Raw genomic sequence first — 6,240 nt, 5'->3', positions numbered from 1 at the left:
GCCAATGCTCCGCAGTGGCTCCCTCCTCCGCCTTGCGATGCACGCACCCCAACGCCGCACGCTGATCCGACGCCAATTGTCAGACACGCCCTAGCCGCCGGCGGAACGGACCAGCTGCACATGCTCGCGGGCCACGGCTCGGGCCGGACCGACAAGCGGGTCGAGCGGCTGGTGGCCGAGCTGGAGGCGGCCCGCACGGCCGCCTCCTGACCCCCGGCCGCGCCCTGATCCCGACCGCTTCCCCCGGCGGCCGGGGGGACCCGTCCGCCCGGCCGTGAGAACGGGGTCCTCGTCATCGGGATGGTCCGCGGGCAGGGTGGCGAACGCGCGGATTCGCTGCGTCACCCTGCGTCCCCGTGCTGAAGGGACCGTTCCACGGGCAGCACGCAAGGCCGGCCCGACCCGCCGCTGGGGCGGCCCCGGCCCCGGCCGGGCGCGATCAGGCCCAGCCCCGGCGCTCCCGGAGCCAGCCGAGGAGGACCTCGCCGGACCAGGTCTGGTGCGCGCGCAGCGCCGGCGAGCCGGGCGGCGGGGGCTGGGCGCCGGAGTGCAGGAAGAGCCCGGCGAGGCCCGCGAGCACGGCGTCCAGCTGCTCGGGGGCGACGCCGCGGGCGGTGGGGTGTTCGGCGAACAGCCGGGAGGCGTCGTGGCCGTCCGCGTGGGCGGTGCCGAGCAGCACCGTGAGGTCGAGCCAACTCGCGCCGAGGCAGGGCCAGTTCCAGTCGCAGACCCACACCCGGCCGCGCCCGTCGAACAGCACGTTGTCGCGGCGCAGATCGTGGTGGAGGACGGAGCCGCCGGCGGCGGCCGGGACCCAGCCGCTCTCCAGCTCGGCCAGCGGTTCGACCAGCTTCCTGGGGAACCACGGGGGCAGGTCGTCGGCCCGCTCCCCGGCGGCCAGGCGGCGCCAGCCGTCGAGCGACAGCTCCTCGGCGACCGGCTTGAGCCCGAGGTCGAGCAGCGCCCGGCCCGGGACCTCCAGCTCCCGCGCGATCGCCGCGAAGGCGTCCAGGACGGCGGCGAGTTCGGCGGGGCGCCACGGATCGGCGGGCATCCGCGCGCCGTCGACCGCGTCCAGGCCGAGGACCACCCAGCCGTTCTCCTCCTCCAGCCAGCGCAGACGCGGCGCGGGCACGCCGGCGGGCAGCGCCCGGTTGATCAGGGCCTCCCGCCGGTAGCAGTCGGCGATGACCGGATCGCTCGCACCGTTGGCGGCCTTCACGAACCTCGGCCCCCGCGGGCCGTGCAGAACGGCCGCGAAGCCCGGTGTGAACCCGCTGCCCGCGCTCGGCGCGGCCGCCACCGGACCGCCGAGCCGCCGCTCGACCAACGAGCGGACCCGGTCCGGCAACTGTGGCCAACTCGGCCGGACCGCGGTGGAGCCGGCGGACGGCTTCGGCGTGTGAGTGCTGGGCATGCGCGCCATGCTGCCGCGCCGGCGCGGCGTCCCGCCACCGAAAATTCCACGGCCGCGCGGCGGCCCGGACGATCCCGCCGGACGTCCCGTCAGCGGCGACCCGGCACCGGCCGGGCGGGCACGCCCTCAAACCGCGCTCGCAGCCGGCAACCTCGGCCTCCCGCTCCGACTCCGCGCGACCGACGGGGACGACGCACGGGCGTCCGAACCGACCGGCCCGACCGTCCCCGCCGCAAGCCGGCGGCTTCCACCCGCCGCCCATCGCGCGGACGTGCCCGGTCAGCCCGCGAGGCGCCGACGGCGGGCCCGCTGGCGGCAGGTGGCGCCGCAGTAGCGCACCGGCCGACCGGTGGGCCGGACGGCGAGCGCGGCCCCGCACTCCTCGCAGCACGCGACCGCGTCCCCGCGCACACCTCGCACACCGGGACCGCCGCCGTCCCCGGGGCCGGCGGTCCCGTCACGAAACTCCCCGACTTCCGTGACCGAACCGGGAGGACGCAGTCCGTCCAGGGCCAGCCGGACGAGCCTGCGGCCCGCCGGCCCGTCACGGCGCGCGTCGAGCATCGCGACGCACCCGAGGGCGAGGGCGGCGACGTCGTCGGGGCCGACGTCGCCGCGGACGCCGCCGACCCGCTGCGCCGCCTCCAGCAGCGCCGCCAGCACCTGACGGAACCTCAGCACGGCGGCCGTGAGCACCGGGCGCGGCCAGCTCGCGTCGGCGGCCACGACCTCGCAGAGGGGACCGCGCCGGTGGGACGTCTCGACGACCTCCAGGACGAACCCGAAGAACGCCTCGGTGGGCGCGAACCGGGCCGTCCGCCGTTCGCCGGAGGCGACCAGGTCCGTCAACTGCCGGGCGAACACCGCCTCCAGGAGGGCCTGCTTGCTCGGGAAGTGCCGGTACACGGTGCCGGCGCCGACGCCCGCCCGGCGGGCGACCTCGCCCAGCGGGACGTCGAGCCCCCGCTCGGCGAACGCCTCGCCGGCGGCGGCCAGCACCCTGGCCCGGTTGCGGCGGGCGTCGGCCCGGTCGCCGCCGCCGATCACTGCGGTCATGTCACGAAACCCCTTGTCCCACCGGAGCCAAACGGGTTGGAGTATCCCAGATGGATCGAGCCCACCACAGCGCCCCCGGGCACGACCCGGGGGAGAGGGAGGACGACATGACCGACGACACCGGCACCGCCAAGGGCACCGTCGCCGTGACCGGCGCCACCGGCCGGCAGGGCGCCGCGACGGCACGGCGGCTGCTGGCCGGCGGCCGGGCGGTGCGCGCACTGGTCCGGGACCCGTCCGCGCCCGCCGCCGCGGCGCTCGCGGAGGCCGGAGCCGAACTGGTCCGCGCGGACTTCGACGAACCGTCGGGCCTCGAACCGGCATTGGCCGGCACCGCCGCGCTGTTCGCCGTACCGCCGGTCGCCTACGGACCCGAAGGCGCCGACCACGAGCTGGAGTTCACCCGCGGCCGGGCGCTGGCCGACGCGGCCGCGGCCGCGGGGGTCCGCCAGGTGGTGTTCACCAGCGTCGCCTCGACCTCCGGCGCGGCGTTCGCGGCCCCGGGGAAGCGGCGCGTCGAACAGTACCTGCGCGAGCGGTTCCCGCTGGTGACGGTGCTGCGCCCGGTGCGGTTCATGACGAACTACTTCGGGACCGGCTTCGGCCTCGACGGGATCGTCGACGGCGTCAACCGGCACCTCTTCGCCCCGCACGAGCCGCTGCAGGTCATCGCCCCCGAGGACATCGCCGAGTTCGCGGCCCTGGCCTTCGAGCAGCCGGAGCGGTTCGCCGGACGGACCCTGGAGCTGGCCGGCGACGACCCCACCCCGGTCGAGGCCGCCGCCGCGATCAGCGCCGCCACCGGCATCCCCGTGCGCTACGAGTGGCTCACCCACGAGGAGGCGGCCGCGCTGAACCCGGAGTTCGCCGAGGTCCGCCGGCAGTGGGCCGCCGGACACCGCTGGCACGCCGACATCGAGGCGCTGCGCGTCATCCACCCCGGGCTGCGCACCCTGGCCGACTGGCTCGCCGAAACCGGCGCCGCCGCCCTGCGCGACCGCCGACCCGGCGCGCGGTAGCGGCAGAACGCCGCCCGCGGATGCCGACCGGCGCAGCAGGACGGCCCCCGCTGCGCCGGTCGGCGGCGCTCACGGGGGCCGGCGCGTCAGCCGCGTTGCTGGCCGGGGCGTTTCCTGGTGCGTTCCCTCGTCCAGCCGATCAGCACCGGGACGAGGAGGACGGCGAGGACGGTGTCGACCCGGCCCATCCACGCCTGGGTGGCGGCGCTCGGCAGCCTGCCCAGTTTCGGGGCGACCCGGCCGGCCGGGTCGGTGGTGACGGTGACGATCTCGCCGACCCGCTTCGAACCGCCGAGGCCCCCGGTGGCCGTCTCGTTGATCGGCGGGCCGTCCAGGGCCTCCAGGGTGTAGACCTGGTAGTCGGTGTTGTCGGCGTTCGACTTCGTCTGCACCCCGGTGATACGGGCGTGCTGCTCCAGGCCGTGCTCGCGCAGCGCCCGGGTGTCCAGCAGGGTGATGTGGATGAACAGCATGACCGTGGCGACGGCGCCGAGCGAGGCCATCCACACGGCCGAGTCGTCGCGCCGCACCACCCAGGTGAGGTAGACGGCCATCAGGACGAACAGCACCAGCAGCGGGACGGCCGTCTGACTGTGGGTGCGGTGGGCGAAGTCCGCCAGCCTGCGGACGCCGAAGAACACCGCGCCCCCCAACAGCGCCGCCAGTGCCGCGTTCCAGGCCGCCCGCCCCACCGTGCGCATCGTCCGCCTCCCCAGCCCTCCGCACACCCCGGACCCCACCGTACGTGAGCCCGCCCGGGCATCCGGGCCTTTCCCACCCGCCGGGCGCACGGGCGAACCGGTGCGGGTCCCCCGGTCGTGGCCGGCAGGACGGCGGGCTCCTCCCCGGCGTGCGACATCGCTCGACCGGCGGTCGTTTCACCGGGTGCGGTCGGTCTCACCGTCCGGGGCGAGGGTTCCCGAGAGGACGAAAGGCGCTCCGAGGGGCAGGCCGAGCCTCTCCGCCCAGGACAGCGCCTCGGCGTGGGACGTGTCGGGTTCGGCCAGGCGGGCGGCGGCCAGGGACGGCGGCACCTTGCCCCCGGCCAGCAGGACGGCCCACTGGCTGCCGGTGAGGGCGAGGTAGCGCAGCCGCGGGAACTCCGCGAGCACGGTCAAGTCCCGGACGGCGGCCCGGGAGAGGTCCAGGCCGTGCAGGTTCGGCGCCGTGCGCAGCGGGGCGAGGTCGGTCGCGGTGGTGGTGGAGAGGTCCAGCGAGCGGAGGTGTCGGTGGCCCCCTAGCGGTGCGAGGTCGCCGCCGTGGAGGTCGACGGCCAGGGACTCGACGGGCAGGTCCCTGACGGGCGTCAGGTCGGTGACGGGCCGGCCCTCGAGCCGGAGCCTTCGCAGGTGGGGTGCGGCCGCGAGCGGGGTGAGGTCCATCGGGCCGGTGGGGGTGTTGACATGGATCAGAAGGGCCTGGAGGTCGGGTGGCACGTCGTGGGGGATTCCGCCGGATCGCAGCTCCGCATCGGAACCGGGCACGCGCGGGCCTTCCAGGAAGTCGATGAAGTCGACGTCGTCCTCCTCGACCGCGTAGGCGTCACGGTCCAGCAGGTCCAGGTAGCGGGCGAGGAGCGAGGTGACGGAGTCGCAGACGTGGAGCGGCCCGTCGTAGTGGTCGCGGCCGATCTCGATCACCTGTCCCGGGCGTCCGGCAGGGGCGGGGGACATGTCGACCGCCAGGTAGTTGCCGTCGTCGGCGGTGGCGAACGGGAGCCACCCGGGGTGCTCGTGGCAGCGCCGGACCGTGTCGGGCGGGGCGGCGTCCAGGACGACCGCGTCCCAGTGGTTCTCCCAGCCCGTCCACACCGGTTCCCGCAGGTCGGCGTTGGCGGCGACCAGCCGGGCCAGCGGGATCCAGTCGAGGTTGCCGAACAGGCCGGAGGCGTCGTCCCCGCTGCCGTCGGCGAACAGGTACAGCGCCCGCAGGTCGGCGGGCAGCGGTCGGCCGAGGCGGCGCTCGGCGTCGGCGAGGGCCGCCTCGGTCACGGGCGGGGGCAGCGTCTCGGCGCGTCCCAGGATGTCGGTACGCCGCGTCAGGTAGGCGCGGAGCCGGGCGAGCGCCAGGTCAGGGTCGCCCGCCGGGCCGGCCGTGCCCTCGGCCTGGGTGTACCCCGCCGAGGAGGGCCGGCAGCCGTGGTCCAGGACGGCCAGGAAGCCCGGACGCCCGTCGTGCAGGCGGGAGAGGACATCGCGGGAAGCGACCAGCGAGTACTCCCCGGACGGCCGGAACCGCATGTCCAGCCTGGTGCGTTCCCAGCCGCGAGCCGTGCCCACCGCCGCGGTCACGTCACGCAGGTCCTGGAGTCCACGGGCCAGATGGAACGGCCGCGCGGTCGCGTCGGAAAGCACGCACTGGCCGGAGGCGTTGAGACCGAAGAGGCCTTCGGTGCTCACCAGCACCGCCTCCGTCCACCCCGCCGGCGCGTTCGCCGCGATGATCCCGGCCACCCGGGCGACGCCCTGCTCGATCAGCTCGGTCATGTCTTGATTCCGTCTCCGTCGACACTCCCGTGATCATCGCAGGGGCCTGTGACAGACGCGGCCGGCGCGATCCCGGCCGGGGCCCGCGGGCTCGGCCCGGCGGAGCCGGCGGCGACGGAGTGCGGGCCCGCCGCGCCGCCGCCACCGCGCCGAGCGCCGTGCCGTGTCCGGCCGCCACAAGGTGTGGATCGGCCTCCCCCGGGAGGGTGAGGCGCTCCGTTCTCACGGCGGATGTGTCGCTCCGGCGCCCTCCTCGATCATC

5 protein-coding genes are annotated in these 6,240 nt (G+C 76.0%); 1 reads left to right on the top strand and 4 read right to left on the bottom strand.

Annotated features, from left to right (window positions below):
- Positions 1–439 precede the first annotated feature (439 nt).
- A complete protein-coding gene (locus ACWD4P_RS37670) occupies positions 440–1,417 on the bottom strand; it encodes a phosphotransferase family protein (protein WP_449782747.1) in 978 nt (325 codons plus the stop codon).
- Positions 1,418–1,696: 279 nt separating this feature from the next.
- Positions 1,697–2,473, bottom strand: a complete 777-nt coding sequence (locus ACWD4P_RS37665; protein WP_449782746.1) for a TetR/AcrR family transcriptional regulator — start codon at positions 2,471–2,473, stop codon at positions 1,697–1,699.
- 107 nt (positions 2,474–2,580) lie between these two features.
- On the opposite strand from ACWD4P_RS37665, the gene ACWD4P_RS37660 reads away from it, so the two are divergent.
- Positions 2,581–3,492 carry an NmrA family NAD(P)-binding protein gene (locus tag ACWD4P_RS37660; protein ID WP_449782745.1) on the top strand — a complete coding sequence of 304 codons (912 nt, stop codon included), beginning with the start codon at positions 2,581–2,583 and terminating at the stop codon, positions 3,490–3,492.
- A gap of 86 nt (positions 3,493–3,578) precedes the next feature.
- Here ACWD4P_RS37660 and ACWD4P_RS37655 read toward each other — a convergent pair whose 3' ends face one another.
- Together ACWD4P_RS37655 and ACWD4P_RS37650 are read right to left on the bottom strand one after the other, a co-directional pair.
- A complete protein-coding gene (locus ACWD4P_RS37655) occupies positions 3,579–4,193 on the bottom strand; it encodes a hypothetical protein (RefSeq protein ID WP_449782744.1) in 615 nt (204 codons plus the stop codon).
- A gap of 177 nt (positions 4,194–4,370) precedes the next feature.
- Positions 4,371–5,978, bottom strand: a complete 1,608-nt coding sequence (locus ACWD4P_RS37650) for an SMI1/KNR4 family protein (RefSeq protein WP_449782743.1) — start codon at positions 5,976–5,978, stop codon at positions 4,371–4,373.
- Positions 5,979–6,240: the final 262 nt, after the last annotated feature.

The organism is Kitasatospora sp. NPDC002543 (assembly GCF_053594915.1).
Note: the sequence above shows the minus strand (reverse complement) of the source record. Positions and strands in the feature narration are given on the sequence as shown.